At 66.2% G+C, this 25,384-nt stretch carries 45 protein-coding genes and 1 other RNA gene; 45 read left to right on the top strand and 1 reads right to left on the bottom strand.

From position 1 onward, the window contains the following. Positions 1-100: 100 nt before the first annotated feature. The 43 genes from ACFC79_RS37045 (at position 101) to ACFC79_RS36835 (ending at position 22,630) form a co-directional block, all read left to right on the top strand. Positions 101-334 carry a hypothetical protein gene (locus ACFC79_RS37045; RefSeq protein WP_376249525.1) on the top strand — a complete coding sequence of 78 codons (234 nt, stop codon included), beginning with the start codon at positions 101-103 and terminating at the stop codon, positions 332-334. Continuing rightward, positions 331-624, top strand: coding sequence for a hypothetical protein (locus ACFC79_RS37040; protein ID WP_376249524.1), 294 nt, complete (start codon positions 331-333; stop codon positions 622-624). The genes ACFC79_RS37045 and ACFC79_RS37040 overlap by 4 nt, the downstream gene beginning before the upstream one ends. Before the next feature lie 90 nt (positions 625-714). Then, a complete protein-coding gene (locus ACFC79_RS37035) occupies positions 715-1,056 on the top strand; it encodes a hypothetical protein (RefSeq protein ID WP_376249522.1) in 342 nt (113 codons plus the stop codon). Beyond that, positions 1,056-1,214, top strand: a complete 159-nt coding sequence (locus ACFC79_RS37030; RefSeq protein ID WP_376249521.1) for a hypothetical protein — start codon at positions 1,056-1,058, stop codon at positions 1,212-1,214. Before ACFC79_RS37035 ends, ACFC79_RS37030 begins: the two co-directional genes overlap by 1 nt. Beyond that, positions 1,211-1,507 carry a hypothetical protein gene (locus ACFC79_RS37025; protein ID WP_376249519.1) on the top strand — a complete coding sequence of 99 codons (297 nt, stop codon included), beginning with the start codon at positions 1,211-1,213 and terminating at the stop codon, positions 1,505-1,507. The genes ACFC79_RS37030 and ACFC79_RS37025 overlap by 4 nt, the downstream gene beginning before the upstream one ends. After that, a complete protein-coding gene (locus ACFC79_RS37020) occupies positions 1,507-1,725 on the top strand; it encodes a hypothetical protein (RefSeq protein WP_376249517.1) in 219 nt (72 codons plus the stop codon). Before ACFC79_RS37025 ends, ACFC79_RS37020 begins: the two co-directional genes overlap by 1 nt. Positions 1,726-1,811: 86 nt before the next feature. Further along, positions 1,812-2,141 carry a hypothetical protein gene (locus tag ACFC79_RS37015; protein ID WP_376249516.1) on the top strand — a complete coding sequence of 110 codons (330 nt, stop codon included), beginning with the start codon at positions 1,812-1,814 and terminating at the stop codon, positions 2,139-2,141. Beyond that, positions 2,138-2,578 (top strand): hypothetical protein, encoded by a 441-nt coding sequence (locus tag ACFC79_RS37010; protein WP_376249514.1) that lies wholly within the window; start codon positions 2,138-2,140, stop codon positions 2,576-2,578. The genes ACFC79_RS37015 and ACFC79_RS37010 overlap by 4 nt, the downstream gene beginning before the upstream one ends. After that, a complete protein-coding gene (locus tag ACFC79_RS37005; RefSeq protein ID WP_376249512.1) occupies positions 2,557-3,159 on the top strand; it encodes a hypothetical protein in 603 nt (200 codons plus the stop codon). The genes ACFC79_RS37010 and ACFC79_RS37005 overlap by 22 nt, the downstream gene beginning before the upstream one ends. 130 nt (positions 3,160-3,289) lie before the next feature. Beyond that, positions 3,290-4,036, top strand: coding sequence for a hypothetical protein (locus ACFC79_RS37000; RefSeq protein ID WP_376249510.1), 747 nt, complete (start codon positions 3,290-3,292; stop codon positions 4,034-4,036). Positions 4,037-4,132: 96 nt separating this feature from the next. Further along, on the top strand, positions 4,133-4,384 hold the full coding sequence (locus ACFC79_RS36995) for a hypothetical protein (RefSeq protein ID WP_376249508.1): 252 nt from the start codon (positions 4,133-4,135) through the stop codon (positions 4,382-4,384). A gap of 4 nt (positions 4,385-4,388) precedes the next feature. Beyond that, entirely contained in the window at positions 4,389-4,625 is a 237-nt protein-coding gene (locus ACFC79_RS36990) for a hypothetical protein (protein WP_376249507.1), read from the top strand. Continuing rightward, a complete protein-coding gene (locus tag ACFC79_RS36985) occupies positions 4,622-5,512 on the top strand; it encodes a DNA-methyltransferase (protein WP_376249505.1) in 891 nt (296 codons plus the stop codon). Before ACFC79_RS36990 ends, ACFC79_RS36985 begins: the two co-directional genes overlap by 4 nt. Then, positions 5,490-5,759 carry a hypothetical protein gene (locus tag ACFC79_RS36980; protein ID WP_376249503.1) on the top strand — a complete coding sequence of 90 codons (270 nt, stop codon included), beginning with the start codon at positions 5,490-5,492 and terminating at the stop codon, positions 5,757-5,759. Before ACFC79_RS36985 ends, ACFC79_RS36980 begins: the two co-directional genes overlap by 23 nt. 73 nt (positions 5,760-5,832) lie before the next feature. Continuing rightward, positions 5,833-6,588, top strand: a complete 756-nt coding sequence (locus ACFC79_RS36975) for a hypothetical protein (protein WP_376249501.1) — start codon at positions 5,833-5,835, stop codon at positions 6,586-6,588. A gap of 79 nt (positions 6,589-6,667) precedes the next feature. Continuing rightward, complete coding sequence (locus ACFC79_RS36970; RefSeq protein ID WP_376249499.1) at positions 6,668-6,898, top strand: hypothetical protein; 231 nt, start codon at positions 6,668-6,670, stop codon at positions 6,896-6,898. 187 nt (positions 6,899-7,085) lie between these two features. Further along, a complete protein-coding gene (locus ACFC79_RS36965) occupies positions 7,086-7,421 on the top strand; it encodes a hypothetical protein (protein ID WP_376249498.1) in 336 nt (111 codons plus the stop codon). Continuing rightward, on the top strand, positions 7,418-7,825 hold the full coding sequence (locus ACFC79_RS36960; protein WP_376249496.1) for a hypothetical protein: 408 nt from the start codon (positions 7,418-7,420) through the stop codon (positions 7,823-7,825). Before ACFC79_RS36965 ends, ACFC79_RS36960 begins: the two co-directional genes overlap by 4 nt. Next, complete coding sequence (locus ACFC79_RS36955; RefSeq protein WP_376249494.1) at positions 7,822-8,028, top strand: hypothetical protein; 207 nt, start codon at positions 7,822-7,824, stop codon at positions 8,026-8,028. The genes ACFC79_RS36960 and ACFC79_RS36955 overlap by 4 nt, the downstream gene beginning before the upstream one ends. A gap of 95 nt (positions 8,029-8,123) precedes the next feature. Further along, positions 8,124-8,300 carry a hypothetical protein gene (locus ACFC79_RS36950; protein WP_376249492.1) on the top strand — a complete coding sequence of 59 codons (177 nt, stop codon included), beginning with the start codon at positions 8,124-8,126 and terminating at the stop codon, positions 8,298-8,300. An 86-nt stretch (positions 8,301-8,386) separates the two neighbouring features. Next, entirely contained in the window at positions 8,387-8,932 is a 546-nt protein-coding gene (locus ACFC79_RS36945; RefSeq protein WP_376249491.1) for a VUT family protein, read from the top strand. Next, complete coding sequence (locus tag ACFC79_RS36940) at positions 8,901-9,524, top strand: hypothetical protein (protein WP_376249489.1); 624 nt, start codon at positions 8,901-8,903, stop codon at positions 9,522-9,524. Before ACFC79_RS36945 ends, ACFC79_RS36940 begins: the two co-directional genes overlap by 32 nt. A 28-nt stretch (positions 9,525-9,552) precedes the next feature. After that, entirely contained in the window at positions 9,553-12,033 is a 2,481-nt protein-coding gene (locus ACFC79_RS36935) for a phage/plasmid primase, P4 family (RefSeq protein WP_376249487.1), read from the top strand. Then, positions 12,030-13,949, top strand: a complete 1,920-nt coding sequence (locus ACFC79_RS36930) for a DNA polymerase (RefSeq protein ID WP_376249485.1) — start codon at positions 12,030-12,032, stop codon at positions 13,947-13,949. Before ACFC79_RS36935 ends, ACFC79_RS36930 begins: the two co-directional genes overlap by 4 nt. Next, entirely contained in the window at positions 13,949-14,326 is a 378-nt protein-coding gene (locus tag ACFC79_RS36925) for an HNH endonuclease (RefSeq protein WP_376249483.1), read from the top strand. Before ACFC79_RS36930 ends, ACFC79_RS36925 begins: the two co-directional genes overlap by 1 nt. A 300-nt stretch (positions 14,327-14,626) precedes the next feature. Continuing rightward, positions 14,627-14,989, top strand: a complete 363-nt coding sequence (locus ACFC79_RS36920; protein WP_376249481.1) for a hypothetical protein — start codon at positions 14,627-14,629, stop codon at positions 14,987-14,989. After that, positions 14,955-15,203, top strand: coding sequence for a hypothetical protein (locus ACFC79_RS36915; protein WP_376249480.1), 249 nt, complete (start codon positions 14,955-14,957; stop codon positions 15,201-15,203). Before ACFC79_RS36920 ends, ACFC79_RS36915 begins: the two co-directional genes overlap by 35 nt. Before the next feature lie 95 nt (positions 15,204-15,298). Further along, positions 15,299-16,081: a sigma factor gene (locus ACFC79_RS36910; protein ID WP_376249478.1), complete on the top strand. Its 783-nt coding sequence runs from the start codon at positions 15,299-15,301 to the stop codon at positions 16,079-16,081. Between the two features lie 41 nt (positions 16,082-16,122). Then, entirely contained in the window at positions 16,123-16,257 is a 135-nt protein-coding gene (locus tag ACFC79_RS36905) for a hypothetical protein (protein WP_376249476.1), read from the top strand. 51 nt (positions 16,258-16,308) lie between these two features. Then, on the top strand, positions 16,309-16,848 hold the full coding sequence (locus ACFC79_RS36900; protein WP_376249474.1) for a hypothetical protein: 540 nt from the start codon (positions 16,309-16,311) through the stop codon (positions 16,846-16,848). A gap of 150 nt (positions 16,849-16,998) precedes the next feature. Further along, positions 16,999-17,175 carry a hypothetical protein gene (locus ACFC79_RS36895; protein ID WP_376249472.1) on the top strand — a complete coding sequence of 59 codons (177 nt, stop codon included), beginning with the start codon at positions 16,999-17,001 and terminating at the stop codon, positions 17,173-17,175. A gap of 51 nt (positions 17,176-17,226) precedes the next feature. Beyond that, positions 17,227-17,535 (top strand): hypothetical protein, encoded by a 309-nt coding sequence (locus ACFC79_RS36890; RefSeq protein WP_376249470.1) that lies wholly within the window; start codon positions 17,227-17,229, stop codon positions 17,533-17,535. Position 17,536: 1 nt separating this feature from the next. Beyond that, an RNA gene (locus ACFC79_RS36885) (hammerhead ribozyme type II) lies at positions 17,537-17,600 on the top strand. Between the two features lie 9 nt (positions 17,601-17,609). Next, a complete protein-coding gene (locus ACFC79_RS36880) occupies positions 17,610-17,843 on the top strand; it encodes a hypothetical protein (RefSeq protein ID WP_376249468.1) in 234 nt (77 codons plus the stop codon). Positions 17,844-17,864: 21 nt separating this feature from the next. After that, complete coding sequence (locus ACFC79_RS36875) at positions 17,865-18,074, top strand: hypothetical protein (RefSeq protein ID WP_376249466.1); 210 nt, start codon at positions 17,865-17,867, stop codon at positions 18,072-18,074. A gap of 100 nt (positions 18,075-18,174) precedes the next feature. Continuing rightward, positions 18,175-18,366, top strand: coding sequence for a hypothetical protein (locus tag ACFC79_RS36870; protein ID WP_376249464.1), 192 nt, complete (start codon positions 18,175-18,177; stop codon positions 18,364-18,366). A gap of 283 nt (positions 18,367-18,649) precedes the next feature. Next, a complete protein-coding gene (locus ACFC79_RS36865) occupies positions 18,650-19,708 on the top strand; it encodes a hypothetical protein (protein ID WP_376249462.1) in 1,059 nt (352 codons plus the stop codon). A gap of 106 nt (positions 19,709-19,814) precedes the next feature. After that, complete coding sequence (locus ACFC79_RS36860; protein ID WP_376249460.1) at positions 19,815-20,537, top strand: hypothetical protein; 723 nt, start codon at positions 19,815-19,817, stop codon at positions 20,535-20,537. A 106-nt stretch (positions 20,538-20,643) separates the two neighbouring features. Continuing rightward, complete coding sequence (locus ACFC79_RS36855) at positions 20,644-20,814, top strand: hypothetical protein (RefSeq protein WP_376249458.1); 171 nt, start codon at positions 20,644-20,646, stop codon at positions 20,812-20,814. A 77-nt stretch (positions 20,815-20,891) separates the two neighbouring features. Continuing rightward, a complete protein-coding gene (locus ACFC79_RS36850) occupies positions 20,892-21,191 on the top strand; it encodes a hypothetical protein (protein ID WP_376249456.1) in 300 nt (99 codons plus the stop codon). A 183-nt stretch (positions 21,192-21,374) separates the two neighbouring features. Beyond that, a complete protein-coding gene (locus tag ACFC79_RS36845) occupies positions 21,375-21,629 on the top strand; it encodes a hypothetical protein (protein ID WP_376249454.1) in 255 nt (84 codons plus the stop codon). 83 nt (positions 21,630-21,712) lie between these two features. Continuing rightward, the gene (locus ACFC79_RS36840) at positions 21,713-22,375 is read left to right on the top strand and encodes a DUF2637 domain-containing protein (RefSeq protein ID WP_376249452.1); all 663 of its coding nucleotides are present in this window, start codon (positions 21,713-21,715) and stop codon (positions 22,373-22,375) included. A 9-nt stretch (positions 22,376-22,384) separates the two neighbouring features. Then, positions 22,385-22,630 carry a hypothetical protein gene (locus ACFC79_RS36835; protein WP_376249450.1) on the top strand — a complete coding sequence of 82 codons (246 nt, stop codon included), beginning with the start codon at positions 22,385-22,387 and terminating at the stop codon, positions 22,628-22,630. 246 nt (positions 22,631-22,876) lie between these two features. Here the strand turns inward: ACFC79_RS36835 and ACFC79_RS36830 are convergent, their stop codons facing one another. Continuing rightward, on the bottom strand, positions 22,877-23,452 hold the full coding sequence (locus ACFC79_RS36830; RefSeq protein ID WP_376249448.1) for a hypothetical protein: 576 nt from the start codon (positions 23,450-23,452) through the stop codon (positions 22,877-22,879). A 1,204-nt stretch (positions 23,453-24,656) separates the two neighbouring features. Here ACFC79_RS36830 and ACFC79_RS36825 point away from each other — a divergent pair. Beyond that, positions 24,657-24,812, top strand: coding sequence for a hypothetical protein (locus ACFC79_RS36825; RefSeq protein WP_376249446.1), 156 nt, complete (start codon positions 24,657-24,659; stop codon positions 24,810-24,812). 46 nt (positions 24,813-24,858) lie between these two features. Next, complete coding sequence (locus ACFC79_RS36820) at positions 24,859-25,185, top strand: hypothetical protein (protein WP_376249444.1); 327 nt, start codon at positions 24,859-24,861, stop codon at positions 25,183-25,185. Positions 25,186-25,384 lie beyond the last annotated feature (199 nt).

Raw genomic sequence — 25,384 nt, 5'->3', positions numbered from 1 at the left:
TCCGTGCGGAGTTCCACGAAGCCTTTGAGGCGTCGCAAGAGGTGCTGAGCGGTACCGACGCCATGCTTGCGGCCGACCTCATCGACCCGGAGGTGCAGACGTGAGCTTTCACAGCGTGGCTAAGCACGCCCTGACGTACTACTACGACGGCAACGCCGAGCTGGTGGGCAAGCTGCTCGACGGTATTGCGCACGAACTGGCGGAGAAGATCCGGGCCGGCGCGGAGGACGTCATCGAGGCCGTGGAGCGGGAGTTCCCGTATCTGGACGGCGATGACGCGGTCAAGGGGCTTTTGGGTGCGGCCGACTTCATCGACCCGGAGGTGGAGAAGTGAGCTACCCATCGATCTACGTCTACCACCGAGACACACAGCGACTTCGCGAGTTCCTCGCATACCCCAACGGTTCGATGAGCGGCGACGACCTCACCGTTGACGCCGTTGAGGGTGACGGGCTGTTGTTCAGGCTGCGCCCCCGGTGGATGTACGAGCCGTCACGAGTAGCGACGGCGGAGCGGATGCGGTATCAGGCGCTGATCCGTGCATACCGAGCCCTCCGCGACCTGGGCGACAACGAGGGCGCCGCGCTGCTGAACGAGTTGGCCAACAAGGAGTGGTCGCCGTGAGCCTCCCCGTCCCGCACACCGGTCGACGCCGTTGGCACCAACGGCGTGAAGAACGTCAGCGGGTTCGTGAAGCACGGGCGGAGGTCAGACATGAATGACCTCATGGACGTCAAGGTCGGAGACACCTTGATCCTGACGGGCTCGTACCAGCGAGGTTCGACCCCGCAGGAGGTCACGGTCACGAAGGTGGGACGCGTCTACCTGTACATCACCGGCCACCGTCAGGGGTTCAGCCGCACCGACGGAGTGGTGAACGACAACTACGGACACGACAGGGTGCGCACCCCTGGACAGTACGCGGCCGACCTGGAGCATGCGGAATTGGAACGCCGCCTCTACGCAGCAGGAATCGAGCGACGACATGGAACCCCTGCCCGGCGACTGAGCACCGACGCCATCCGCCGGATTCTGGCGATCGTGGAGGAGAACTGATGGCCAAGATCAAGTCCACCGGCACTGTCGACGTGGAGCTGACTATCGCGGAGCTGGAGCTCATCCGCCGCGCGCTGGGGCTCGTGAACAACTTCGGCATGGTCGACGACGAGCGTCCCGCTCGCGCGCTCCTGGCGGATCTGGAGGTAAGCGCATGAGCATGGCCGAACTTGTCGCGGCCGGGGCCCCGGAACTGCCGGAGGGGTGGTTCTACCGAGTGAAGGACGACGGTATGGGCTACCTCGAAGTAGAAGTGCGTGAGCGGCGGAAGCGGTTCGGTTCCCGGCTGCTGATCACCGCGCTTGTCCGTGAGGATGAGCCCAACGGCCGCCGGGCTGTTGCGGTCGCTTGCTGCCGCGCGGTCGCCCGTATCGACGAGGAGAGGGAGCACGCTCGCCGTCTCCGGCAGGCGTCCCAACTCATTGGGGACCACCCGCGGGGAGGCCGCTGATGTTCGACCCCATACAGCCGCCCTCCACGGAGGAGATGAAGCACGCACTGACAACGGGTCTCCTCGAAGCCGCTGGTCTCATGGAGCCGCTCTACGACTTCGCTGACGGCATGCGGCGCGATCTGGAGTCGCGCGGCTGGTCGCCACCGATGGCGGAGCACGTCGCCTGTGCGTGGCTGGCGGCGACGGTGGCTGCTGTCGCGGGCGGTGGGAAGTGAGTACCGCACAGGACGCACGCGGCGTTGACATTGTGACAGGGGCGCTGTGCATTTACGGCGCCCCTGTGGGCCGGTCCATTGCGCTCGTGGAGGGCATCATCGACGGCTTCACCCCGTCGGGCCGCGTGTGGGTAAAGGTCGTCCGTCGGGCGTACGGAGGGTCGGCGTCATGGGGTACGCCTCGTGAGCGTGTGCACGTCGGTCCTGACCGGCTCGTCATCGTTGACGCGCTGCCGGAGTGCGCTCTCCCGACGGATGCGGAGGAGGCGGCAGCGGCGCGCAAGCAGCGCATTGCCCATTACCGCAAGAGATTTGCGGATCTGGAGGCGGGTGGCGATGTACCGAGCTACCTGGGCACTCGGCTCGAAGCGCTGAAGTTTTATCACCGTCAGTTGGCAGAGTTGGAGGCGGCATGACCGGCCGTAAGGTGTTGCTCTGTGTCGGTCGCTGCCGACGCCGCCTACCCCGCGAGGAGTTCCGCGAGACGCCCTGGCACGGGCGTGCAGCGGCGTGCGTCCGGTGTGAGACCTTCCCCGGATACGCCGGCCGCTCGTTCTGGCAGATCGAGCAGGACGAGCGGATCCACTGGGAGCTGCGGCAGGTGCGCGAGAAGCTCCGGATGTACCAGCGGTACGCGGCACGGCTGAAGGCGGAGCGGTACGACGGATGGCTTCCCCGGATTGTGTTGGGGATGGGCCAGGATCCCGACTCGGTGCGCCTGGACGCCTTTGCGGGCCCGCTCAGGGTGATGCCGCTGGAACCTCCAATGTCGGTTACCCGGCTGAGCCCGGGGGCGCTCAGCAAGGCACACACGGACATCGAGGAGGAGAGATGGCAGACACCGACAACCTGACTGCCGACGTCGCGGAGGCTCATGCGGAGATCGAGCGACTGACGTCGCTGGTCGGCTACTGGGAGCACCGGGCGGAGGAGCTGACGGAGGAGCGCGACCGCTACGCGGCGGCGTGGAGGTCGGCCCGACGTCGGGCACGGTCGCTGCGCGCTGCCTGGCGGTACGCCCGGTACACAGTTAACGCGTGGCGTCGGGAGGCCCGCGCGACGGGTGACGCGCTCCGTGCGCTGCTGGAGGCATCCGCCGAACACGTGGCTTCCCGCGACCGTTACCGTCTCGCCTGGACCTCCGCCCGCCGGCGTGCGGCCGATGAGGCGAACTTCGGTATGGAGGCCATGGCGCTGAAGGACGCGCATCTTGCGGCGCTACGCCGCGAGATCGACCGCCTCCGTGCGTTCGCGGCTGACGTCACGGCTGTACGCGACTGGACGATGTGCGCTGCGACCCCGCGAGACCTGTTGGAGTCGCACCTCCGGCCCATCTACGACTCGATGTACGAGCTCGAAGCCGCGGAGCGGGAGGGGCGTCCGTTCATCGACCGCCTCCACCGCCGTGCCGCACGCGGTGAGTTCGACGACTGAGCTCTGCTAGTCGACTTGCGGAGCTCAAAATTGAGGCTCGGAAGAGCGTCACATTTCGGCTCCACCCCACCATAACTACTGTACCGGCGCGAACGGCTGGTACAGCACCTAACGAGAGGCACTCACACACATGGCAAACAACGTCAAGGCCATCTGGGAGACAGACCCCGACGCCAAGCCGAAGGAGCGTCAGTTCTCCAGCGACTACGTGGGCCGCTTCCGCTCCGGCCGTCTCGTCGGCAAGGCGCCGGAGGCTCTGAACAAGTGGCGGATCACGACCGGTGACCCGGTCGTCGCCGCGAAGGTGTCGGCCCTCTTCGGCGGTGTCTCCGAGGAGTGGGACACGGAGAAGGAAGACAGTCTCGAAGTACTGACCGACGCCGCCTCGGTAGAGATCATCATCGAGTCGTCGGATGCCGTCGACGCCTCCATGAAGCTCTTCGGCATGCAGGGCCTGGCGCATCACTGCGACGGCGTGAAGTTCCTCAGCCCCGACGAGGACAGAGGCGAGCCGTGCGGCTGCCCGCCCGCCTTCCAGGACCGGAAAGACAAGGCACGCGCGGGCCGCGGGCCGAAGCCGTCGGTCGACGTCACGTTCAAGCTCGCCGACGCCCCGGAGCTGGGGCTCTTCCGCTTCAACTCCGGCTCCTGGGAGCTCGTCAAGGTGCTGCACACCGTCATCGCCGACATCGACAAGGCGGGCGGCCGTGAGTACGCGGACGACGACACCGTGACTGTCAAGGGCGGCGCGGTGCGGGCGACGCTCAGCATCGAGAACGTCAGCTACAGGACCAAGGCCGGTCGCGACGTCTCGTACAACAAGCCGGTCGTCAAGGTGCTCGGCGCCGCATCGGCTGACCTCCCGATGGCTGCCTGACCAGCCACGGCGCACACAACGAGCGCCCGCTCCTCCCTGGTAGCGACAAGGAGGGACGGGCGCTCATGCACGATTCTACGCACACTGAGGAGAGAAATGGCCCTGTTCCTGGTGTCCCGGACGGACCACACCCACTACGACGAGCACGACGCAATTGTGGTCCGCGCGGGCGACGAGAAGACGGCGCTGAAGATCGCGACGAACGGCGAGGAGGAGCGCTACGGCGACCACGTTTGGTGGGATGCCGACTTCGCCGGGTTCCAGCGTGACGGCTCCAACCTGACGGTCGAGCGGCTGGAGTCACGCGGCCCCGCGGGCGTCATCCTCAAGTCCTTCAAGGCGGGGTGACCCGATGCTGTATCTCGTGAGCCGCACAGACGCGGTGGACTGGAACGAGTACCACGACGTGGTTGTCCGCGCGCACAGCAGCGAAGAGGCACTTCGCATGGTGACGCGCGGGTTCACATCGGCCGACGGATGGCAATACAAGTTCATTGGCTACTGCGCTGACGGATCGAATGCATCGGTTCAGCAGATATCCACGGACGGGGATCCGGCAATCATCTGTGAGGAGTTCATAGCCGCATGATGCTTAGACGGGCCTACTACTCAGATGATCGGGTCCAGCTGCTGACGGGTGACGCACTGGAGAAGATTTCCGGTCTAGCGGCCGGAAGTGTGCAGACGATTGTGACATCGCCTCCGTACTTCGGGCTGCGGGACTACGGACACCCGGGGCAGTACGGGCAGGAGCGCACGTTGGCAGACTACGTGATCCGCTTGACCGCCTTGTTCGACGAGGCGCGCCGCGTGCTTGCCGATGACGGCACCCTATGGTTGAACCTTGGTGACGCCTACGGTCCCCGTAAGCAACTCATGGGGGTTCCGTGGCGTGTGGCATTCGCGCTGCAAGACTCCGGGTGGACGCTACGGAATTCGATTGTGTGGCACAAGCCGAACGCTATGCCGTCGAACGTGAAAGACCGAATGGGGAGTCGGCACGAGAATATATTCCTGTTCTCCAAGGGGTCGCGGTACTTCTTCGATCTTGATGCTGTGCGTGTCCCATACACCGGGGATCGGAAGCTATCCAGGCGGGTCCACAAGTCCGCCAACAAGGCAAATACTGCCCGGGGGGTTTGGGGGCTGGACGAGGCCCAGGCATCTCGCGGTAGGAATCCGGGCGATGTGTGGTCCATCAGTACGCGCCCGTATCCCGCCGCGCATTTTGCGACGTTCCCGGTCGACATACCGGAGAGGTGCATCAAGGCATCTTCTCGCCTCGGTGACACCGTACTCGACCCATGTAGTGGCTCGGGGACTACCGGAATGGCGGCACTGGGTCTCGGCAGGCGCTATATCGGAATTGACATTCGTTCCGAGTACCACGAACTAGCGATGGACCGCATGGCGCTGCCAGTGAGCAGCGCCACTCACACTGAGGAGAGCACACATGGCCAAGACCCGACTCACTGACTTCACAGGCGCCGAGATCCGCAAGGACAAGCTCATCGTCTACGCCACTCGGCGAGGGAATCGCGTCCGCCAGACGGAGGCTGTGGTCCTGGAGACCATGAGCGACAGGCGTGCCGGTCGCGTGGTCCCGCGGCTGAAGGTGCAGCCAACGGGCCGCGACTCTGGATTCTCCGCCCGCTCGACGCTCGAACCGCAGTACATCGGCACGGAACACGTCGTCGTCATCGGAGACGCCCCGACCGCCTGACCGACCACAACACAACGGCCCCCGCACACCGACGATGCGGGGGCCTTCGCACGGCATTCACGGAGGAGAGAGCATGGCAGAGTTCAAGGTCGGAGACACGGTGGAGCACGCGACCGGTGGTGGGTGCGTCGTCCGGTTCGGCCCCTACCGGACCCGGTGGAGCTCTGGGGTGTATCTGCTGGAGATGGCGGACGGCACGTACTTCGGCGCGAGCGGCTCGGAAATCATGGCCCCGGCCCCGGCTTTCACCGTCGGCGACGTCATCACCCTGAGCACCAGCGGATCCCGTGCGACGGTTCAGTACGGTCCGTACGGCGTCAACGATGACATCTACATCGTGGAGTTGGCGGAGCCGCCGGATGACAGTGACGCCCCGCGGGAGTTCTCGGCCCTGGCGCACGTCATGACGAAGGTGGTCGACGACACGCCCGTCCTTGTTCCCGTCGGCACCCGCGTCCGCGTCGACCGGGCGACGTACGCGGAGGACTGCCACGGCCGAACTGGCATGATCACGAGCAACGCCGAGACGTGGCGGGCTGAGGATGACGACTCTCACCCGTACATCGTGGAGTTCGACGGTGGCGACGACTCAATCCACGTCGCGGAGCTGACCCCGGTGGATGACGACACGGCCGACCCCTACACCTACGACGGCGTGACGTACGTGCCCGGTGTTGACTACATCGACAAGGTCGGCGACTTCTGGCGCTTCGACGTGATCGACGGCGCGCTCTTCGGCGACTTCTGGGAGAGCCGCCTAACTATCACGTCGGGCGCCTACCCCATCGCCTACGCCGTCGACACATGGGGCCCCTTCACCCGTTGCTGAGCTACAACACCCCGCCCCCGGCGCCCACGTGGCCCGGGGGCTGAGTGCGTAGGAGCGCAACCAGAGCCTAGGAGACGCTATGGACCTGACAATGGCACTGCGGCACAGGGACGTTTCGGTGGTAGTCCATGAGTTTCGGCGTCGTCATATTGATGACGACCGGATGCCCGTCGCCGAGGCCGAAGCGAGTGCCGTGAGCCTGACGGCAGCGGCCTTCCGCATTATGGACCAGTCCGCAGCCGCCTACGGGGAGTTGGTACCAGAGCCGGTGACGGAAGATGTTGCCCGCTCGGCGTTGGTCACCGCGTGACCGCCCTCACCATCACCGCTACCACGGCCCCGGCACTTGGCGACATCCGCTCCGCCGGCCCGGGGAGTCTCGTCCTCGTCCGCCAGGACGTTACGGAGCGGCGCGACTGGCCGCACTACTGGGCTGCTATCGGAGTCGCATGGCGGCGTGGGGCGGACGTTCGGTTGATCAATCGAGAGGAGACCTGATGGCACGGCAGTTCCTCGACTGCGACGGCGACACCTGGACGGAGGTAACACCGGGCGAACTGCGGCTGACGGCCGTCGGACCGAACACCGAGTCATGGCACGTGGGCATGGAGGAAACCATCGAAGTCGCCCGTGACGATCACGGCCCCCTCACCGAGATCCGCCCCGACGCTGACAAGCTCGACCCCGCCCGGTTGGAGCGGACCCTCCGCGCGTACATCGCGGAGCTGGACTACGACCACCACAAGTCGATCCAGTGCGGGGAGGACGACGGCGTGGACCGCTATCCGGATGAGGTCGCGTTCTTCCTCCGGTGCTGGGAGGCAGCGAAGTGAGCAACCCCAGTAAGCAAAAAGGCTCGGCATGGGAGTCGGCCATCGTCGCCTACCTCCGTGAGCACCACAACGCGAGCGCCCATCGCAACGTTCAGATGGGCTCGAAGGACATCGGCGACGTCGACGGCTACTACCTCCACGCCCTCGAAGCGAAGGCGGAGAAGGAGATCAAGCTCCCCTCCTACATCGCTCAGGCCAACAAGGAGGCGGGGCACGCCGGCCAACCGTTCGGCTGCGCCGTCGTCAAGCGGCGCATGAAGGGCACCGCAGACGGCTACGTCGTACGGGACCTGCGGACCGACGTCCGACTGATGAACCGGCTGCGGGACGCGGAGGCGCTGTTGGAGGAATACGCCTTCGAAGCGTGGCTTGAGCACGACGCGCACCATCGGGAGGCAGCGTGACCCCGTACATCAGCTTCGTCCCCTTCCGACGAGAGGAGTGGAAGGCGCACGCGACGAAGAAGGCTGTCCGCCAGGCCATCGCGTACGACAGGGGACGCGGAGGGCTGCGGATTTTTGCGCAGGGCGTCGGTGGGGACGGCCGTGTCTTCTTCCTGGAGATCCCGCGCGATCAGTGGGGCGAGCGGTTCGAGGAGGCAGCGTGACGCCCGACGACACGGAAGACGCCGAGCATCACACCGTAGACGGCGTGCGCTACCTCTGCCACAAGGACGATCACTACTGCCCTGGAGGCGGGCGCGTGAAGCAGCGCATCGAGTTCAAGGGCTTCGTCACCGTCGACGACGAGCCGCTGACCCTCGACGAGGCGCGCAGGTGGGTCGCTCTGGCGCTCTACCGAGGTGACAAGCACGCAGAGGCGTACACCACCACGCTCGACGACGTGGTGTTCTTCAGCGCCGTCGGCGACGACGAGTAGCGCAAGTCGACTAGCGCACCTACCTGGCCCCCGGTGACTTCGGTCCCGGGGGCTGAGTGCGTAGGACAACTACAGCAGGGGGAGAGATGAAGGTACGCGCAGGGCTCGCGATGGCGGGGTACGTCGCGGGCGTGATTGCCGCGAACATGATGACTGCGTCGGCCGGATTGTGGCCAGTGGGGTTTGGCCTCATGGCTACGGCAGGGACGGTCTTCGCAGGCGCGTCGTTCGTGCTCCGTGACCTCGTCCAGGAAGCCGCAGGGCGACGAGTGGCGCTTATCGCCCTGGCCATCGCGTGCGCTGTGTCTGCGCTAACGGCTACACCGGCGCTTGCACTGGCATCCGCCCTGGCGTTTGGCCTGGCGGAGCTGCTGGATATGGGCGTCTACACCAAGCTGCGCAAGCGGGGATGGGTGCGGGCGGCAGCTGCATCGAACCTGATCGGGGCCGTCGTCGACACGTTCGTCTTCCTGTGGGTAGCTGGATTTCCGGTGACGGCGCTCGCCGTCGGCGGACAGCTCGTCGGGAAGGGTTGGGCGACGGTGGCCGTCGTAGCACCGGTCCTGCTGGCCCGCGCCGTCCGCTACGTCTGGAGCCAGCGTGCTGTATCTGACGACGCCGTCCGGGGCTAAGGTTCGCGCAGCCATGGCGGCCGGCCTGCTGGGGTGGATGCAGACGCCCGCACAGGGCAACATCCTCCCGGCGGGCCAGACATGGGGCGCCGACAACGGGTGCTTTGGCCGCGGGTACCCGGGTGACGATGGGTACCTGTCCTTTCTGTCAGCGCATGGTGACCGGGCGCGGGATTGTCTCTTCGCGACGGCGCCTGACGTGGTGGGCGACGCAGCAAAGACGATGACGAGGTCACTGCCGTTCCTGCCGGAGATACGCAGACGCGGGTACCCGGCGGCGCTCGTCGCGCAGAACGGCTTGGAAGCGCTGGCAGTTCCGTGGGACGCCTTCGATGTCCTGTTCCTGGGCGGCGACACGGAATGGAAGCTGGGCGAGCACGCCCGTGCGCTGACAACTGAGGCCAGGCAACGCGGTAAGTGGGTCCACATGGGCCGCGTGAACAGTCTGAAGCGGCTGCGATATGCCCACTCCATCGGCTGTCAGTCCGCTGACGGTACATACGTGGCCTTCGGGCCTGACGTCAATCTCCCTAAGTGCCTGGAGTGGGTGCGCCGGGTCAACGAGGAAGCGCCTCTGTGGCGCGCTGCATAAGGCACTTACATAACACGAGAGGAGAGCCGTGCGACTGACTGACATCCTGGGGCGCCTGAGCGGCGTAGAGGAGGATCACGACGGCTACCTTGCCTTTTGCCCTGCGCACCGTGACCGCCGGACGCCATCCCTGAAGCTCACGCTCAAGGCGGACGGCATGCTCCTGGTGGTCTGCCGTACCGGGTGCGAGAAGACCGACATCCTGAAGGCCCTGAGCCTCACGACTGCGGACCTGTACAACGTCGACGGCCAGGGCGTGAAAACCATCAGCGCGAAGGCGCCGGAGAGCATCGGTCCGGGGGAGATTGCCGGACTGAAGATGTTCGTCGACGAGACGTCGGCCGCCCTGGCGTCATCCCCGGAGGCTGTGGCCTACCTGGCCGACCGCTTCGGGCTGTCGGCGGAGCAGGCAGAGGACTTGGGCGTCGGCTACGCGGCGCCGGGCGACCGTCCGCAGCCGTGGCTTTCCCGTGGGTTCACGAGGCACCCCCGGATCACCGTACCCCTCTATGGCGCCGACGGCGTGGCCCGCGGACTTCAGGGCCGGGACATCTCGAAGAAGTGCCCGGCGCGGTGGGTGTCCCTTTTCAACCTGGAGGGGCGCACCTGGGCGAAGTACGGCGTCCTCTCCGCGGGCACGGGCTACGACACGATCCTCGTCACGGAGGGCCCTGGGGACGGACTGACGTCGGTCGGCGTCGGCTACGACGCGCTGATCATTCGCGGCGCCGGCGTGGCCCGGAACCCTGCCCTTGTGGCGGAGCTTGTTGGTGTTCTCCGGGGTCGTGACGTTGTGTTCGCCTTCGACCCGGATGACGCGGGGGCTCGCGGTATCAGCGTCCTGGCGCAAGCCCTCCTCGACGACGGCAACGCCCCGCGGCAGTTGACGTTCCCCAACGAGCGCGAAGACCTCACCGCCTGGCGGGAGCGGACGGCGAACACATTTCCTGCGGAGCTCCACACCGCCGTCCGGTCCGCTCCGGTCGTCGACCTGACGCCACCCACACCGGCCCCCGAGCCGACGAAGGAGGAGATCGGCATGCCCGCCACTGACGCCGCACTGGAGACCATGGACGTCTCCGCTCGGCAGCTCTTCGACAACACGGACGTCGGCATCGCGGTGCGGCTGCGTGACTTCATGAACCGCAGCGGCGGTGGTGTTCGCCATGCCCGCGGGCTTGGGTTCCTGACGTGGGACGGGAGGATCTGGACGCCCGGAGAGGCGAAGGTGCGCGAGTCACTGCACTTGATGGGCGCGGAGCTCATCGCCACGGGCGACGACGCGAACCGCAAGCTGGCGCTCAAGGCGCTGACGAACCGGTCCATCGACGCCGTAATGAAGGAGCTCCCGTCGGTACCCGGGGTGCCCGCCGATGCGCAGGACTTCGACGCGTGCCACGAGCTGCTGAGCGTGGCGAACGGGACGGTCAACCTCCGCACGGGCGAGATCCACCCGCACCGCCCGGAGGACATGATCACACGCCGACTCGACGTGGCGTACCGCCCCGACGCCCCGGCGACGAGGTGGGAGAGGTTCCTCGTCGAGATATTCCCGGGACACCCGGAGCTGCCTGCATTCATGCGCCGGCTCGTCGGCTACGGCATCACGGGGAGCACGGCCGAGCAGTGCTTCGTCTTCATGCACGGCCAGGGGGCGAACGGGAAGTCGGCGTTCCTGGACGCCCTCCTCCACGTTTTCAGGGGAGTCACGAAGTCGACCGAGTTCAGCACCTTCGAGCAGCGCACGGCCGTGGGCCAGGCGTCGCCCGAACTTGCCTCCCTTCGCGGTGCGCGGCTTGTGACGGCGAGCGAGACGGAGAAGTACTCCCGCCTTGCGGAGGCGCTCGTCAAGCAGCTCACAGGCGGGGATCCGGTGACGTGCAGATTCCTGCACAGCAACCCGTTCACGTACGTGCCGAGCTTCCTCCTCATGGTGGCGGGCAACTACAAGCCCGCGATCCTGTCACAGGATCTTGGTGTCTGGAGGCGGGTCAAGTTGGTGCCGTTTGAGGCCACTTTCCGCGGGTCGAAGGCGGACACGACACTCCCGCAGCAGCTCCGCGACGAGGCGGAGGGCATCCTCGCGTGGGCCGTGCGCGGTGCGCAGGAATGGTACGCGTCGGGGCTCGGTGAGCCGTCCTCCGTCGCCACGGCCACGCAGGACTACCGGGAGTCGGAGGACAGGCTCGAAGAGTTCCTCAAGGCGTGCACGGTGCGCGAGGAAGGCACCCGCGTGGCTCCCATGGCTATTCGCCGGACGTACCAGGAGTGGGCGGAGGACGCCGGGCTGGACCGCAAGGAGAAGCTCTCTGGCTGGGCTCTCGCCGTCGAGCTGGAGTCCCGCGGATTCCGTAAGGCCAAGCGCTCCGGCAAGTGGGGCTTCGACGGAATCCGGCTCATGACGGACGAGGAGCGCAGCTCCGCGAGTCGACTTGCGGAGACCGTCGACGAGGCAGAGGACAGCGGCGAGAAGGACATCTTCGGGCAGCAGCGAGAGGAGGCAGCGTGAAGTACTTCCCTTACACCATTGCGGGCGATGAGACCATGACCCGCGTACCGGAGACGGCCGCGGATCTCGACGAGTTCCGCTGCTGGGTGGAGCGCAAGGCGCGGACCGGCGAGATGATCGGGGCCGACACGGAGACCACGGGGCTCGACACCTTCTCCCCGACGTACCGTCTCCGCACGGTGCAGCTTGGTGACGCTCGGGATGCCTGGGTTCTCCAGGTGGAGGGGCGGCCGGAAATGCAGGACGCCGCGCGGCGGGCCCTGCTGACACTGCCGCGGATGGTCTTCCACAATGCGGCATTTGACCTCCTCGTATTGGACCGTCACCTTCGCGTCCCGCTGGCGACGCTGGGTCGGAAGGTGGTGGATTCGAAGATTATCGCTCATTTGTTCGATCCGCGACCGCGACACGAGGGCGGGCGGGGACTGGCGCTCAAGGAGCTGTGCGCTCAGGACGTCGATCCGACTGCACCGGACACACAAGGTGACCTCACAGCGGTCTTCCGCAGCATCGGGGAGACGAAGGCCACGGGTTGGGCGAAGATCGACATCAACCACCCGACCTACCTTCAGTACGCCGGACTGGACGTCATCCTTGTGTCCCGGCTGCTGCCAGTCCTGACGAAGCGACTGGCCGACGTCGGCGTGCCTCAACGGCTGGTCGATTTCGAACACGCTGTCATGCTCGTCTGCGCCAAGATGGAGCGGCGCGGCATGCTCGTCGATCAGGAGTACGTCCGCGGTCTCGTCGGACGTCTGGAGGAGGACGCCGCAACCCACGCCGCGAAGGCAGCGCAGTACGGCGTGACGTCGGTCAACGCACCGAAGCAGGTGTCATCTGCCCTCGTCGGCATGGGTGAGACGCTGACGGAGACGACCGACTCCGGGGCGCTGAAGGTGGACAAGTCCATCCTCCTTGACCTGGCTGATCTGGATCAGCATTGGCAGCCGCGCGGGACGCGGAGGCCGAACCCCCTTGCTGACGCTGTTCTCCGCAGCAAGAGGGCAGGGAAGTGGTCGACGTCGTACGGCGTCGCCATGCGGGATGGGCTCGACGAGGCCGGACGCATCCATCCGAAGATCAAGAGCCTCCAGGCCCGCACTGCCCGCATGTCCATATCCGGGCCGCCTCTCCAGCAACTCCCCTCGGGGGACTGGACGATCCGGCGCGCGCTCCTGGCCGACGAGGGACACCGGATCTTCTCGGTGGACTACTCCGCGGTGGAAATGCGCGTCCTGGCCGCCCTGGCGGATGAGCGGACCATGAAGCGGGCCATCGCGGAAAACCGTGACCTCCACGACTTCACTGCGGAACTGATCTGGGGGCAGGGGTTCACGAAGGCGCACCGCAAGATGGGGAAGGGGGTCGGTTTCGGAAAGGTCTACGGGGGCGGCGCTACCACCTTGAGCCGTCAGACCGGCGCGCCGATTGCGGAGGTCAAGAAGGCGATCGTCGCCTATGACCGGGTGTACCCCGGCATCAAGCGGTTCAGCAGCCGTCTACAGCGTCAGGCACGCGCGGAGGGCTACATCGTCTGGACACCGACCGGGCGCCGGCTGCCGCTGGACCGGGACCGGGTGTACGCCGCCACGAACTACGCCGTCCAGTCGACGGCGCGCGACGTGCTGTGCCAGGCGCTGCTGGACATGGACGACAAGGGGCTGACGGACTATCTCCTCCTACCGATCCACGACGAGGCGCTTGGCTGCGCACCGGCCGACATCGCGGAGGACGTTGCGAAGGCCGTGGGGGAGACGATGGCGATGGACTTCTTCGGTGTCCCGCTCGACACGGACCCGGAGGTCGGGGGTCGCTCGTGGGGGTCGCTCTACATGAAGACCCCTGACGGCAAGTACAACCACGCACTCCGCGCCCGCGAAGATGAGTGGTACGCCCGCCTGGCAATGGCGGCGTGATGCCGACACGTCTCGCGCCGCCAACACCCGTGCATAGTGAGGGAGTTGAGCGCCGTGTGGTGGCGGGAATTCGTCTCGCTGCCGCACGGCACGTCGCTCGTCCGCGCCCCATATTGCCCCCTATGCGTCCCCCGGAACCACCCTCCGGACCTTCCCGCCGTGACGTTCTGCGACGGTGGGAGGAGCTGGAGTGGTGGTCGTGCGTCTACTGTGACGCGTCCCTAGGCGGAATGGTTGTAGCCGAAGTGGACCACGTGAATCCCCTTGCGAAGGGCGGCGCTCACGAGTGGCCCAACCTCGCTCCGGCCTGCCGCGAGTGCAACCGGGCCAAGGGGGACGCGGATGTGACGGTGTGGCTTGGTCTGACCAGCGAATAGCACCCAGCGTGGCACCAAGTCAGGTGGCGGAGTGAGCGTAGTGCGCCCACACGGCGCGCACACACATCCCACACAAGATAACAAACTGGTCACGGAATCACGGACGCTGCGGCCGATTGACATTCAACAAAACCGCAGGTCGTATCGGTCGGCCGACTCACATTCGCCTCACGCTCCGTACTGATCAGGACCTTAAATCGGGGCATAGGCCCCAAGTTGAGGGCGTCATCCGGACGCATGCCCGTTGCCCATGGAGGTTCAGTGACCTACAGTCCACATCACGTCGCAGACGGACAGCACTTGACTGCACTCGCCACCGCGCTGGAGCGGGAATTGGCGGAGTTGCGCCAGATGATCTCCATCTTCGACGACGCAGTGACCATGCCGGGGCGCATCCCCGACGTGGACCCGGACGGCACGGGTCGGCAGGCGACGCACGACCCTTCCCGTCCGACAGAGCGCACGGCGCTGGACCAGCGGCGCGTCGAACTCGTTGACACACTCAAAATCGGTACCGAGTACGTGACATGCGCACTGGCATACGTGCGCGGCACTACCGCAGCCATGGATCGCTCCCTCGCCGCATGGGAGGGGGAAGAGCCGATCCTCAGCACGGGGGAGAACCGAAATGATCATTCTGACTGGCCCGCAGAGGACGCCTGACGAAGTCGGCGATCTGACGGAGGTGGCCGGATTCCTGGGGGCCGTCATCCTGGACGGAGACGAGGTCCGCTGGGCTCTCGCCGACGTCGACGTCTTCTACCGGACGCCCGGGTGGGAGCACTGCACCCGGGCGGTCACCGACGTGGCCATTGCGGAGGCATGTGGGTGGCCCATCAAGGACCTGACGGGCAATCACCTGCCTGAGCTCCGCTAGTCGACTAGCGGAGCTCAGAAAAAACTTTCGGGGTGAGCGTCACATCTGGACGCCACCCCACCATAACTACCTCACACCGAGACCGAGGAGACATCATGAGCCGCCCCGACATCACCGAGGACCAGATCCGCCGCGCACAGGCAGGCGACACGGACGCCATGATGGATGTGCTCACCGCGTGCGAGCCGACGATCCGCAGCATCGTGCGGCTGGTCGCCCCGGCCGCCTCTGCGGACACGCAAGAGGACCTGCTCCAGGATGCGCGTGTGGCACTCATGGAGAAGCTGCGCGACTACTCCTCTGACGGCGGGGCACACCTCACGTCGTACGCCTACACATCGGTCCGGCGGGCCGTGGCGGAGTCGTACACCAAGATGTCGTCCTCCCTGGATGTGGAGCCGCAGGTAGCACTTCAGGTGAAGCGCGCACTGTGGGCTGCGGGCGGCGACGTCGACGGCGCCTGGAAAATCGTATCCAGCAGCCCGGACCCCCGTCGACGTGTATCGCGTGAAGCATTCGTGATGATCCATGAAGCACTCATGGATGTACTGCCGCTGGACAAGCCTGTCGGAGCTCCCGGCCGGGACAGCACCGAGATGACCCTCGCCGACGCCATCCCCGACACGGCTGCTGACGACGGATTCTCCGCTGTCCACCGACGCGACGCAGCCCGTCAGATTCTCGCGGACCTGGCACCCCGGCAGTCCTACGCGCTCCGTGCGTTCTACGGCATCGGCATGATGAAGCTCGCCGATGAGCAGACCAGCGATGAGCTGGGGCTCAGCAGCCGAAAGAAGTGCGAGGCACTCAGGCAGCTTCGCACGCGTGGCGTCAAGCGCGCCCGCGTGGTGGCCGATGCACTCGGCATAGCTGCGTGAGGCACTCGCTCACTTACCACAACCCATTGAAGGAGCACATCATGTACCCGTCCCTCGACGACTACGACCTGATCGGCGTCCGCCCGGACGAGGCCGCCCTCTGGGGCACCGACGTCATGGCCGGAGTGGAGTCACTGGAGGACTCCCGCACCATCGACGCCGACACCTTCGCCTGAGCTCCGCTAGTCGACTTGCGGAGCTACCCGACAGCACACTGAGGAGAGAGCATGACCGACTACGTAGCTACGTGCCGTGACGCCGACCACGACACCATCACCGCGTCAGCAGGCATCGCGGACGTGGCGCTCTACCCGTCCGGCAGTTGCGAAAGCGTGTACCTCGACCCCGCCGATGCCCGCACCTTCGCCCGCGGCATCCTGGCCCTGGCCGACGAGATCGACGGGGGAGAGCAGCCGAAGGCTGTGCCCACCCTGACGGCCGTCAAGGTCGGTGACGAAGTCCGGGTTGTGGTGGACGACCCGACCTACCGTGCAGGGGAGTTCGTCGGGGCCACGGGCAGGATCAACGAGGTCAATTCCGGGGCTGAGTTGCCTTACCGGGTTACCTTGGACGCTCCGCACAGCAATGACACGGTGCGTGGCCATTGGTGGTGCGCCAAGGTGGAGCGGCTCGCCGCCGCTCCGACCGACGATTCGGCGCCCACCCCCGACCGCGCGTCCTACCTGGCGCAGGCCCGGGACCTGATGAGCGGCGAGAACTACACCGCCGCTGACCTCATCGCCTTGGCGGACTACCTCGCCGGCTGACGATCTGGAGCCCCTGTCAGTAGCGATGACGGGGGCTCCGCTAGTCGACTTGCGGAACTTTCCGGTCGTGAGGACTTGAGTCGGCCGACTCACATGTGTCATAGTCGAGTCACGCAAGGGGCTCACGGAAGCTTCGCAAGGGAGGCAGTCATGTGGATTGAAGTTCGCTGCGGAGGGTGCGGCACCGGGCGGTACGAGGCGCGCACCCCGCTCGTCGGCTGGACGTGCACCGAGTGCGGCCACGTGATCGCCGCCTCGGACCTGACGGACGTCGACGACTGGCGGACGCGGGACGGCTTCCTCGTCGTCCTGGACCTGAGCTACTGACCAACACGAGCGGGGCGCCTCGGAAGGGGCGCCCCCAGGGGAGGGGATGAAATGGAAGCCGTAGCCAAGCTGATAGTCGACTGGCAGTCCGCCCGTGCTGAACTCGCGGAGCTGGAGCGCGCGGAACACCCGGACATCACCGACCGGCACGGAAGGGTCTGGGTGTGGAAGTCGAAGAATCTCTACCGACACTGCGGGAACGCAGCTCCTGCCTACATGATCAACGACTTCGGACTCCCGACACAGCGCGCGTTGGACAACCCGAACTACGAACTGTGCGACGTCTGCATAAACGGACGGACCCGCAACATTCCCGACTGCAAGCCGGAATGGAACTGCTCTCACTCGATGCACCAGTGACAGCCGAAACGCCCTCCGGGGCGTCCGCGGGAACTGGCCTACCCGCGCTGATGAGGCAGGCCGTAGGAGGAGAGATGAAGGTCCGTTCCCGGCGCATCGGTCCCGGCCGCTACGAGGTCGACACGAACCACGGCACCTACCACGTCGACAACTGTCCGGCAGACAACCCCCGCGAGACTGGCCTCCCCGCCGGCCCCCGGTGGATGGTGACGTACCCCGGTCGCTACTCCGCCGACGACGAGTTCCAGACCAAGCGGGAAGCGCTCGCCTACATCCGCGTACTGCACGACGAGCACACCGACCACTGACCACCAGAGGGAGCCAGCACCATGACCGAGTACGGACTCTTCAGCGACGAAGGCTGCTTCGAAGCGCAGATGTACAGCGTGGAGGAGGCGGAGGTCCGCCGGGCGGAGTACATCGCTGAGGGCGAAGAACCCGAAGACGTCGTGATCAAGGAGATGTGCCCGGACCACGAGGGCGAGTCACGCGCGGACTGCCCGGAGTGCTGGAGCGAGTCGGCTGAGGACGACGAGTAGCCCACCCGCCCCGCATAGGCAAGCCCACGGCGCCCCCAGCGCCAGGGCGCGCGGTTCGAATCCGCGGCGGGGCACTCGAAGCACTCACAGAGGAGGAGCGATGGTGCAGCGACAGTACTTCTGCCCGCACTGCAATGACACGTTCAGCATCGGCCCCGTTCTCCAGGACCACATTGCAGCGGAGCACCCGCAGGGGGACGACCACCGCATCCCTGCCGAGATGCAGCACTTCGCGGGGAGCGCTACCGAGAGCGGCTGGGTGGGGGACGAGCCCGACGCTCTTTGGGTCTGAACCGCAGCCCCGGAAAGGCAGTCAGGCGAGTGCGAGTCTCGCCCGGGGCACTCCATTGCTTCGCACGAGAGGTCAGATCGATGGGTCTCAAGTTCAAGGTTGGCGACGGCGTCCGTGTGGGGGCCGACGTCATGGGCGACAAGCATAACGCGCTGGGATACGTCTCCGAGGTATTCCCCGACAGCCGCTACCCGTATGGCGTGACGCTCAGTGCCACCGGCACATACGCCCGATGCTCCGCAGACGAAGTGACGGACTCCGCGGCCTACCTAACGTCTGGAGCGTGAGTATGAACACCCTCACCATCCCTGCCGCATCCATCCGACCCGACGACATCCTGTGCAACGCAACCGGCGCCCCGTGCGCCCGGGTGGCCGACGTCATCGGCGCCGAGGAGTCGTGCGTGTGGGTGTCGGCGTACAGCCTGGACGGCGACGTGTGGTTCCCCGTCTCATTCGACGTCGGGGAGGAGACGACCGTCATGCGGGAGGAATTGGCCGTTACGGGCGGTACGCCGGTTGACTTCTCCGCCGTCTGTGAGGGGGACCGGCTCAGTTTCATCACCACGGAGAACGGTTACGGAGGGCGCGGCGTATACACCCGCACCGGTCGCGTGCGGCGCGTCACGGAGCGGACGGTTCTCGTCGACTGTGACGATTCCTCCCGCGCCATGCTGCGACGCGCGGACTGGAACGCACGGGGGGTTCAACGGGAGACGCTCGCCACCACGGGCCGCCCCTCTCGTGCCCCGCTCCAAGCCGCAGCCATCACGGCCGGCGCAGCAACCGCCGTTGCCCTGGCCGTGGTTCTGTCAACGTCGACGGACCACCCGACGCCGACCCCGACGACGACTCCGCACTTCTCCCGCTCATCCTCCGGCATCGAGCCGTACCGCCCGATCCCGGAACCCCGCACGACGTCGCACACGAGCCGCATGCGAGAGCGCAAGGCACTGACGGAGCGGGAGCACATCGCCTTTCCGTCGACGTCCCCCGCGACGCCCCATCCGATCTCCACCCCGCCCGCGGACATCCGGATCAGCTTCTACCGCGACTGCACCGGACATGCTCAGCAGTGCATCGACGCCGGGGCGCTGACGATGTACGCGGGCCGGATCCTGGCAGGGCACAACTACAACGGCTACCAGTGGCTCTCCCGCGTCCCCGTAAACCGCACTGTGCACGTCATCCACGGCCCGCTCGCCGGCACGTACCAGGTCTACGGGCACCTGCGGATCGGCCGTCAGGGCGGCGCCATCCCGACGTTCCCGGGGTCGCCGGATCTCATCCTCCAGACGTGCGAGGGGAGTGGGACGGGGTTTTCGCTGCTGCGCCGGGCGTGAGCTCTGCTAGTCGACTTGCGGAACTCCTTCGCTGTAGGGCTTGAGTCGGCCGACTCGCATGTGTCATAGTTGGGTCAGCGCAAGGGACACACGGAAGGGGCAGGACATGAAGGCGTACCGGGTCAAGGGCACCACCTCCGACATCACCACCTGTGAGCTGTGCGGTAAGCAGGAGCTGAGTGGCACGGTCGTCATGGCGCCGCTCGACGTCGACGGCGCGGAGGGTGATGTCTGCTACTTCGGTACGTCCTGCGCCGCCAAGGCTGCGGGCTGGACGGTCCGGGATGTCAAGGCCGGGATCAAGGCGGCTGCTGATGCGAAGCGGGAGGCGGAGCGGCAGGAGCGCAAGGCGGAGGGCGCCCGGTACCAGGAGTTCAAGGACCAGTGGTACATGGAGCACTACGGCACCACCGACCCGCACAAGGCCGCCAAGATGGCGGGGATGTCCGCCGCTCGCCTGTCGGACGCGCCTCTTCAGGCGTACCGGGAGGCGCAGGAGACGGCCGCTGTCGCCGACGTCGTTGACGTGGCCCCCGGCACGTGCCCGGTTCAGGCGCAGCCCGGTAACTACCACTTCGAGGGGCGGTGCGCCGACTGTGACGCCCTGTACCTGTCGAAGATGAGCCGCGACGCTGTTGAGTACCGGTATCAGACCGGCCGCGTCTCGCAGGACCAGTACGAGGCGTATATGCACGTCTGGGCGACGAGTGCCGTCCGCCACTCCGCGGGGGAGTGGGTGGCGACGCCGACCATTCCGGAGGTCGTCAAGATCGTCGCCGCCATCCGTCGCCACGCGGGCATCCCGGCACCAGCGGTGCTGGCTGCGTGAGCTCCGCTAGTCGACTTGCGGAACTCCTTCAGCTCCAAGGGTTGAGTCGGCCGACTCGCGTATGTCATAGTGAGTGCACCGTAAGGCACTCACTAAGGAGGCAGCAGTGACGAAGCGCGCAAAGGACATCTGTTACGGCGACAAGATCATGACGGAGAGCGGCGTCGCCGACGTGCAGACCGTCGACCCGGACACGGAGAGCGGCACCGTCCTGATCGGGTGCGGAGATGCCCTCCCGACGATCTACGGCATCACTGAGGCCGTAGAGGTTCTGTAGCACACATGGAGCCCCTGTCAGTAGCGATGACAGGGGCTCTGCTAGTCGACTTACGTACGTCGCATATGGAGGCTCTCATGCGCAGCGATCAGACTGCCCACTTCGTCGCCACCCGCCCCTACGCCACGCGCCGCGACGTCCGCCGCGCGGTCTATGAGCACAACACCCGCATCGCCCGCGCTCCGAAGGGGAGCGAGATGGCGGCACAGCCCCTGCTGACCATGTCGGGCGAGACGATCATGGCCGCTGGGTACGAGTGCTGTGCGTGTCGACGCAACGCCGGAACGGCCTACTACGCCACGTCGGAGACGCACCGGATCCTCAACCGCTCCGGAGAGCCGACCCGTCGCCCCGTCGGTCTGTGTATCCCGTGCTGAAGCAGGCACGTGCGGTATGAGGGCGACCCCGACGACATGCCGGTTGTCATGGTCCGGTTCGCGTGAGTTCCGCGAGTCGACTTACGGAACTCATCCACCGCAAGACTTGAGTCGGTCGACTCACGTATGTCATAGTCGAGGCATCGCAAGGGCCTCATGGAGCGCCCGACGAGGGGAGAGAGCATGTTGCCCGGACAGATGAGTTTGGACATCGCGGGGGTACCGACGTACAAGGTCGGGGAGGAGATCCGCTACACGACACACGGCAGGCGGCTTGTGATCTCGGGCAGGGTTCAGATCGTCACGAGCGACGTCGTCTACTTCACGTGCCTGTTCGGGGCGCCTCACTCCTGCAAGGGGTGCCACGCGAACTACGGGAGCAACGGAGCCGTGATGCACGGCGTCAGTGTGGGGAGCGCCAACCTTCGTCACGCTTGATCCATCCGGAGCCCCTGTCAGTAGCGATGGCAGGGGCTCCACCCGCTCCGCAAGCACACCACCAAACACACGTCAGAGGACCGATGCACACCGTCAAGAGACTTGACCCCATCCTGATTCAGGCCGCCATCGCTGCCGCCCTGTCCTTCGCCCACATCCACGACATCGCGGCAGCAGCAGGACAGACCGGGTGGAAGGCATGGGCCTACCCCGTGTCCGTCGATCTTCTGATGGTCATGGCGTGGCGTCAGATGCGGGCGGGGGAGGGGCGGCTCAAGGCGTGGTCCTGGTTCCTGCTGTCGCTCACCACGTCGCTCGGTGCGAACGTTGCGACGTCCGGGGTGATGGACTTGGAGTCGCCCCCGACGTGGCTCCGGGTCCTCGTCGCCGGTTGGCCGGCGGTCGCATTCCTGGGTGGGTCGCTTCTCGTCCACCGCTCGACGGGTGGTGCCCCCGACAAGGAGCGCGAGGCACCCGCGGAGAAGCCGCAGGAGCCCGCTGGAGAGCCTGACGGAGAGCAGGAGCCCCAATCCCCCGAGCCGCCCGCGAAGGAGCCGGAGAAGCCCATTCTGCGAACCTACCGTGAGGCCGCGGAAGCTGTCGGCGTGGCGGAGGAGACCGTCCGGGGCGCCGCCAACTCCGGGCGGATCACGAAGTATCCGGGCACCGCGCCGAACCGCGTCGCCGTGGATCTGCGCGAGTGCCACACAGTGTTCGACCGGAGCCGACGTCCCGTCGGAGTTTGAGGAGAGACGATGGCCCCCGACGAAATCCGCGCCATCGTGCGCGAGGAGATCCGTGAGGCGCTCAAGGTGCTTCAGTCAGCCGCGGATATGTACCCCGGGTACGAGACCGACACCGTCGGAGACGGCGCCGCCCGCATGCTGGAGAGCGTGGCGGAGTCCACGGCGGACCGGCTCCGGCACGGCCTTGAATGCCCTGTCCGTGCCAGGGGTGCGTATTACTGGGACTGCACCTGTGACGCCAAGAAATCCGAGTAGCACCACCGAGAGCCCTCGTCGGATCATCCGGCGGGGGCTCTTTGCGTTTCCCGGACGGCGGTGACATCACCATCCCCGTCGGCCGTCTCGTGTGCTGGGAGTGCCACGGACTTGGACGGACAGATAATCCGTACGCGCACGAGTGCGACGGCCCGCTGTGCCCCGACGCGTCGATGCCGACGATCGTATGCATCACATGCGACGGGAAGGGGCACACGGACGCGGACGGCGTCGCGTAGCCGGACGCTATTCGACCGGCCGTCCCCGCTCCCACAGCGCCGTCACATGCCCCGCAAACCGGTCGTACAGTCCGTCGTCCCCGAGCCGTCGCAGATGCAGCATGGGCGACTCGTGACCGAGGAGCGACGACAAGTGGGGCGTGACAAGCATCTCGTCATCGAAGGAGAAGACACTGAGGGCGATGTGATCATCCGAGAACCGCTTCGCTACGCCCTGAACTTCGCCCATCCGGTGTAGCGCATCGAGCGTGATCCGGATGCGCGTGCCCACGGTGAGCGGGACGTCCTCGATCTCTTCACGGCGCCGGGTGACGTCGGAATCGGGGTCGCCGACGAGGAAGCGCACGGAGCATCCGGCCGAAGCCTTCGACTTCAGCCGGTCGGGCAAGCGGCTCTGTTCTTGCCACAGAAAGTAGTTCGTGTACCCGGCGAAAGTGATCTCCCGCTCCGCGCCGTCAATCAGCCGGGACCACACCGACGTTGGGCACGCGTTGCGATACGGGTAGGCGGTGACGATCTCCCGCTCCGGGCCGACCTTGATGGCACTCCGGATTGCGCGCGGCCACAACACCTCTGCCTCCACACCTAGCGCTTCCGACACCTCCAGTCGTGTACCTGGGTGAGGTACGCGTAAGGGGTCGGAGAGCCATCGGTCCACTGTCTTTGTGCTCACTCCGACTGTACGTGCGAGCCGCGAGCGGGTCATGTGCGCATCGTTCAATGCATCTCGTAACGCGATATTCAAGAGACCTCCCCGGGACGTTTTGACCACTTAGGACGATAGCGATTCCGTGACGCAAGTGTCCCCGGAATGTCGGGGGATGTGGGACGTGGGGGCATCGAGGATGGCCGTCTCCCCACGAGAGGACTACGGCGATGGCGGTATTGAGCAACGCACGGACATCCCCGACCGCTCCGCGACCTCACCCCGGGTGCAAAATCTGCCGGGCGCTCACGCGCGAGTGGCTCACCGCCACCGAGCCCGCCTCGCCCGCGTACAGCCCGACGCGTGCTCAGCAGATCGTCACGGAGATCACCGCACACCGGGACGAGGAGTGTGCGTCGTGAGCCCCCGCGCGCTGTTCCGGTACGAGGACCACACCATCCGGGCCCACCCCGACTTCCCTACGTGGTACTCCGCCCACTGCCGGAGCTGTGAGTGGTCGGCACCTCCGCAGACGTCGAGCGCCGACGTCGACCGAGCGTGTCTGGAGCACTCCGGCCGGAGCAACCACAGGCGATACGAGCGGTTCGCCCGCGGGGACGCGTTCGTGATCCGAGAGGGGGAGGAACCAGTATCAGCCACCTAGAGAGCAGCGATGAGCGATCCTGACAATCTGACCCACGCCCGCTCCGTCGTGAACGGCGCAGCCGCAGCGATAGCCGCGGAGGTGGCGCAGGCGAGGCACCTGACGGCACATGAGCGGCACACAGAACTCGCCACAGGCGCCACCGAGATGCACGTCAGCCGATTGTGTGCCGTCGCCCTCCGCGCCTGCGCCGGAGAAGACGCGCACAGGGGCTGCCGATTACCTGCCTGCGAGTGCCCGTGCCACTGACCTGCCCTCGGTGCAGGGGGCACCTGTCGACGTCATCGGATGCGTACAGGTGTCCCCGGTGCAGGTACGAGATCACCGCGGACGCGTGGCGCCTGTACCACCGTCTGGAGACGGAACTGGAGGCCGACGAGGAGAGATTTTTCGCCCGAGTGCGGGCGCGCACGGCACGCATTCGAGCCCTGGAACCAGCATGGCAACCATGACCAACCACAACTGGAGCACAAGCAGATGAGCAGCAACGAGAACGACAGCGACGAGCAGCAGGCAACCCCGACGCCGGCACCGACGCCTCCGCCCGCCCCGTCGAGCGGCGGAGGGTGTTTCGGCTGCGGCACGTCGACCGGCGGGTGCATCGATCCCAATCGGCACGGCTTGATGCTGTAGCACGGGGGAGACTGTAGGAATGACATGCCCGCACTGCCAGACTGACATGATCGTGCATGGAGACCGCGCATGGTGCCCGTCGTGCCCGCGGGTTGGCGTCCTCGACGATTCGGCTGAGGACATCACCCAGCGTGAGGCGGACCGACGTCACGCGCTGTCCCTCTTGAACTCCGCCCTCACCCACAAGGATGAGAAGCGGGCGCAGGACCAGGCGATCATCGACGAGATGGAGGCGCGCATGGGACAGCTGATTCAGACGCAGGGGTGCCCGAACTGCGGAGGCACCATGTACAAGACGATCGAGACCGACGAGAACGGTAACCCCACGAACGAATCACAGTACGTGTGCGGCGGCTGCGGGCACGTGGCCTGACACGGGGTTCCGTCCAGCCCCGTCTCCCGCGCTGCGAGGGACGGGGCTTCGTCGACCCCGATGAAGCCGCACCGCGAATGGTGGGTCTAACCTAGGGAATTAAGCTCGATCGCGGGGCACCGGAGGTGCGCCTCCCTAGGTACAGTGTGATCGAGGAGGAACTACTCCGTAGGGGTGGCAATGCAGCAGAGAGAAGACG

The organism is Streptomyces sp. NPDC056061 (assembly GCF_042266885.1).
Taxonomy (GTDB): domain Bacteria; phylum Actinomycetota; class Actinomycetes; order Streptomycetales; family Streptomycetaceae; genus Streptomyces.
Note: the sequence above shows the minus strand (reverse complement) of the source record. Positions and strands in the feature narration are given on the sequence as shown.

Coding starts and splice junctions, on each gene's coding strand:
- ACFC79_RS36845 (WP_376249454.1), top strand. CDS start 21,375: ATGTTGCCCGGACAGATGAGTTTGGACATCGCGGGGGTACCGACGTAC.
- ACFC79_RS36905 (WP_376249476.1), top strand. CDS start 16,123: ATGTACCCGTCCCTCGACGACTACGACCTGATCGGCGTCCGCCCGGAC.
- ACFC79_RS37000 (WP_376249510.1), top strand. CDS start 3,290: ATGGCAAACAACGTCAAGGCCATCTGGGAGACAGACCCCGACGCCAAG.
- ACFC79_RS37005 (WP_376249512.1), top strand. CDS start 2,557: ATGGCAGACACCGACAACCTGACTGCCGACGTCGCGGAGGCTCATGCG.
- ACFC79_RS37020 (WP_376249517.1), top strand. CDS start 1,507: ATGTTCGACCCCATACAGCCGCCCTCCACGGAGGAGATGAAGCACGCA.
- ACFC79_RS36850 (WP_376249456.1), top strand. CDS start 20,892: ATGCGCAGCGATCAGACTGCCCACTTCGTCGCCACCCGCCCCTACGCC.
- ACFC79_RS36835 (WP_376249450.1), top strand. CDS start 22,385: ATGGCCCCCGACGAAATCCGCGCCATCGTGCGCGAGGAGATCCGTGAG.
- ACFC79_RS36990 (WP_376249507.1), top strand. CDS start 4,389: ATGCTGTATCTCGTGAGCCGCACAGACGCGGTGGACTGGAACGAGTAC.
- ACFC79_RS36915 (WP_376249480.1), top strand. CDS start 14,955: ATGATCATTCTGACTGGCCCGCAGAGGACGCCTGACGAAGTCGGCGAT.
- ACFC79_RS37010 (WP_376249514.1), top strand. CDS start 2,138: ATGACCGGCCGTAAGGTGTTGCTCTGTGTCGGTCGCTGCCGACGCCGC.
- ACFC79_RS36890 (WP_376249470.1), top strand. CDS start 17,227: ATGGAAGCCGTAGCCAAGCTGATAGTCGACTGGCAGTCCGCCCGTGCT.
- ACFC79_RS36970 (WP_376249499.1), top strand. CDS start 6,668: ATGGACCTGACAATGGCACTGCGGCACAGGGACGTTTCGGTGGTAGTC.
- ACFC79_RS36910 (WP_376249478.1), top strand. CDS start 15,299: ATGAGCCGCCCCGACATCACCGAGGACCAGATCCGCCGCGCACAGGCA.
- ACFC79_RS36925 (WP_376249483.1), top strand. CDS start 13,949: ATGCCGACACGTCTCGCGCCGCCAACACCCGTGCATAGTGAGGGAGTT.
- ACFC79_RS37030 (WP_376249521.1), top strand. CDS start 1,056: ATGGCCAAGATCAAGTCCACCGGCACTGTCGACGTGGAGCTGACTATC.
- ACFC79_RS37035 (WP_376249522.1), top strand. CDS start 715: ATGAATGACCTCATGGACGTCAAGGTCGGAGACACCTTGATCCTGACG.
- ACFC79_RS36895 (WP_376249472.1), top strand. CDS start 16,999: ATGTGGATTGAAGTTCGCTGCGGAGGGTGCGGCACCGGGCGGTACGAG.
- ACFC79_RS36860 (WP_376249460.1), top strand. CDS start 19,815: ATGAAGGCGTACCGGGTCAAGGGCACCACCTCCGACATCACCACCTGT.
- ACFC79_RS36870 (WP_376249464.1), top strand. CDS start 18,175: ATGGTGCAGCGACAGTACTTCTGCCCGCACTGCAATGACACGTTCAGC.
- ACFC79_RS37025 (WP_376249519.1), top strand. CDS start 1,211: ATGAGCATGGCCGAACTTGTCGCGGCCGGGGCCCCGGAACTGCCGGAG.
- ACFC79_RS36900 (WP_376249474.1), top strand. CDS start 16,309: ATGACCGACTACGTAGCTACGTGCCGTGACGCCGACCACGACACCATC.
- ACFC79_RS36880 (WP_376249468.1), top strand. CDS start 17,610: ATGAAGGTCCGTTCCCGGCGCATCGGTCCCGGCCGCTACGAGGTCGAC.
- ACFC79_RS36825 (WP_376249446.1), top strand. CDS start 24,657: ATGAGCAGCAACGAGAACGACAGCGACGAGCAGCAGGCAACCCCGACG.
- ACFC79_RS36820 (WP_376249444.1), top strand. CDS start 24,859: ATGATCGTGCATGGAGACCGCGCATGGTGCCCGTCGTGCCCGCGGGTT.
- ACFC79_RS36840 (WP_376249452.1), top strand. CDS start 21,713: ATGCACACCGTCAAGAGACTTGACCCCATCCTGATTCAGGCCGCCATC.
- ACFC79_RS36995 (WP_376249508.1), top strand. CDS start 4,133: ATGGCCCTGTTCCTGGTGTCCCGGACGGACCACACCCACTACGACGAG.
- ACFC79_RS36875 (WP_376249466.1), top strand. CDS start 17,865: ATGACCGAGTACGGACTCTTCAGCGACGAAGGCTGCTTCGAAGCGCAG.
- ACFC79_RS36945 (WP_376249491.1), top strand. CDS start 8,387: ATGAAGGTACGCGCAGGGCTCGCGATGGCGGGGTACGTCGCGGGCGTG.
- ACFC79_RS36965 (WP_376249498.1), top strand. CDS start 7,086: ATGGCACGGCAGTTCCTCGACTGCGACGGCGACACCTGGACGGAGGTA.
- ACFC79_RS36975 (WP_376249501.1), top strand. CDS start 5,833: ATGGCAGAGTTCAAGGTCGGAGACACGGTGGAGCACGCGACCGGTGGT.
- ACFC79_RS36980 (WP_376249503.1), top strand. CDS start 5,490: ATGGCCAAGACCCGACTCACTGACTTCACAGGCGCCGAGATCCGCAAG.
- ACFC79_RS36985 (WP_376249505.1), top strand. CDS start 4,622: ATGATGCTTAGACGGGCCTACTACTCAGATGATCGGGTCCAGCTGCTG.